The sequence below is a fragment of the Candidatus Neomarinimicrobiota bacterium genome (assembly GCA_034716895.1).
In the GTDB taxonomy this organism is placed as follows: Bacteria; Fidelibacterota; UBA8477; order UBA8477; family JABMPR01; genus JABMPR01.
In genome coordinates this window covers 1-2,275 of the sequence record JAYEKW010000170.1, presented here as the reverse complement: position 1 = coordinate 2,275, position 2,275 = coordinate 1, and the positions used below count along the sequence as shown (strand labels likewise).

Genomic DNA, 2,275 nt, shown 5'->3' with positions numbered 1-2,275 from the left:
GTAAATATCCACCCGCAAAGCGGGTGGCATTACTGAGCACCCTTTAAGGGTGCGTTGTCACAAACTTAGCTCCTCCTGATCAACGTTTTCATCCCGATCCTTGTCTTGCTGCCAACGGACGTAGTTCCGGATCGTTTCCTCATCAAGACCTATTGTCGAAACACAATATCCACGGGACCAATAGTGCTGGCCATAATATTTCTTTCGTAAATTCTTGAATTTACGAAATATTTGAATGGCACTCTTCCCTTTCAGAAAGCCCATCACTCTACTCACGCTATAACTTGGCGGAATGCTCAATACCATGTGGATGTGGTCGGGCTGAACATTCCCTTCAAGTATCTCAACTTTATGTCTGCGACACAGCTCCCTCAAGACATCTCGAATATAGGATCTTGCCTGACCCTCCATTACACGGAATCGATACTTGGGACACCATACTACATGATATTTGCAATCCCATACACTATGGCTTAATTTCTTGAAGCGGCTCATTCGTACCTCCTTTTTATTGTGGTTTGCTCACCACTGAGGTACGAATGCTGCCTTGGTTACAGCAAGAGCTTATTTTGTAGACCCCTCGGCACAGCCGAGGGAACTATATTCTATTAGAGAAAACAATGTGACAAGCGGAAAAAGGGACATTGCCCATATCATCTGTTTTGTTGGTGCAATATGTTTTGGATTCATAGTTTCCGCTAATAGATCAAGAGTAAAAAACTGAACATTCCTCTTTTATAGATCCTTCAGTAATTGTGATAGCAAAACCTCATCACCAGGTTTATAGCCGTGGTGTAAATATTTTATATTCCCCTCTCCACCAATGACAACGAGGGTTGGTAAGGACTCGGCCCCATACTTCTGGGCTGTCATTGCATAGCGATCCATGAGGATGGGGTGGGTCATTTTAAAACGGTCTCTATATCTCATGACCTTATCGGTCTCTTCTCTCTGTTTGGTGACTTCCCCACCATTCTCAGCAACCATTAGTCCACCCACATTCACATAATACAATCTGACGTTTTGTAGACTGGGATCACCCATCATCTTTTCAAGAGCTGGTATTTCCTGACGACAGGGTATACACCAAGTCGCATAAAAAGCCAGGATGATGGGGCTATCAGGTTTGATCTCTTTGCTCAGGAAGAAGTTTTCACCTTCAAGCGTGCGTAGGTAGAATGTTGGAGAAGGATCGCTAACACTAAGTTTGGCAGGTTCTTGTGCCAGACCAATCTGACTAAATAACACAATCACTATACTGCATCGTATCGATTGAATTGTTACAAATTGTTTCATAGATTCCCCGCAAGTACCTAAGGGTTCCAACTTTGCCCTATAATTGCTTATTTAGATCATTCCTTAAAACCCTAAACCCAATATCGTACCAATTATTTTTAGGGGGGATATGGCCTCTTGCTGAAGTTCGCAGCCTAAATGCAGCACCGCTATAACTACCCCCTCGAACGATATTATAGAGTCCATATTCTGTTCCAGTAGGGTTTTTCTGAGTTTCAGAATTATAGCTACCATATCTATCCCAGCACCATTCTCGGACATTACCACTCATGTCATGTAATCCAAATCGATTCGGAGATTTCGTTCCAACTTCATGAGTTTTGGAACCACTGTTCAAACGAAACCAGCTGTAATCTTCTAAATCACTTTCAAAAGCTGCTCCAGAAAAAGTCAAGTCATTATGGCCACCACTTCTTGCTGAAAATTCCCACTCACTTTCTGTCGGAAGACGATAACCATTGGCAGACCAGTCACAAGTAACAGCACCGTCAATAATTGAATAGCATGATATAAGCCCTTCAATCTGCGACAAAAAATTACAGAATTGGATAGCATCGTACCAGGAGACTTTCTCCACGGGATTGCTTTCACCTTTAAACCTTGAAGGATTTGCCCCCATGACTTGTTCATACAGTCTCTGTGTAACCTCATATTTGCTTATTAAGAAATCACTTATGGTTACCTTGTGATTAGGTTGTTCATCAGAATCACCCAAATTCATGTTGTCACCCATGATGAATGTACCACCCTTTACCTTCACCATGTTTGTCCCCAGCAAAGATTTTACTATCTCTATTTCTATACTGTCTAATCCGATAGGGCCGTCAGTAAGAGTTATGTCAACTTTACCCAAATTATTTGGAATCTTCTTATCTTGTTTTTTATTACCACTTACTATGTAATTGGATTGTTCAGGCTCTTTTGGCGAAATTATAATTGCAGATAATTGTGCAGCTATACTCGCCATCCCCACTTTTAC

At 41.8% G+C, this 2,275-nt stretch carries 3 protein-coding genes; all 3 read right to left on the bottom strand.

Annotated features, from left to right (window positions below):
• Positions 1-57: 57 nt before the first annotated feature.
• Positions 58-495 (bottom strand): IS200/IS605 family transposase, encoded by a 438-nt coding sequence (gene tnpA / locus U9Q77_10745; protein MEA3287835.1) that lies wholly within the window; start codon positions 493-495, stop codon positions 58-60.
• Between the two features lie 240 nt (positions 496-735).
• Positions 736-1,296, bottom strand: coding sequence for a TlpA disulfide reductase family protein (locus U9Q77_10740; GenBank protein ID MEA3287834.1), 561 nt, complete (start codon positions 1,294-1,296; stop codon positions 736-738).
• A gap of 37 nt (positions 1,297-1,333) precedes the next feature.
• On the bottom strand, positions 1,334-2,275 hold a 942-nt coding region (locus U9Q77_10735; protein MEA3287833.1), incomplete at its 5' end, for a formylglycine-generating enzyme family protein.